General features: G+C 56.3%; 1 protein-coding gene. It reads right to left on the bottom strand.

Translation table 11 applies throughout. From position 1 onward, the window contains the following. The coding region (locus HFE01_RS26585) for an AMP-binding protein (protein ID WP_167442919.1) at window positions 1-341 on the bottom strand (341 nt) is incomplete at both ends.

Here is a 341-nt window from a genome sequence, read left to right as displayed (position 1 = left end):
ACCTCTTGCACGTCCTCCACTTTCAATATTTGTGCTTCGACCTCGCCCAGTTCGATCCGGTAGCCCCGGATTTTCACTTGATGATCGATCCGGCCCAAGTATTCAATGTTGCCGTCCGGCATCCATCTTGCCAAGTCGCCTGTGCGGTACATCCGCTCATAGCCGGCTTCGCCAGACGCAAACGGGTTCGGTACAAATTTCTCCGCCGTCAGTTCTGGACGATCCAAATATCCACGCGCCAGACCCGGACCAGACACGCACAGTTCACCTGCTACGCCGACCGGAGCCAAATGTCCATGCACATCCAGCATGTACACCCGGTGATTCGGCATAGGACGACC

The organism is Paenibacillus sp. EKM10P (genome assembly GCF_011800655.1).
GTDB classification, from domain to species: Bacteria; Bacillota; Bacilli; order Paenibacillales; family Paenibacillaceae; genus Paenibacillus; species Paenibacillus polymyxa.
The sequence above is the reverse complement of the archived record's forward strand: the minus strand, read 5'-3'. Positions and strand labels throughout refer to the sequence as shown.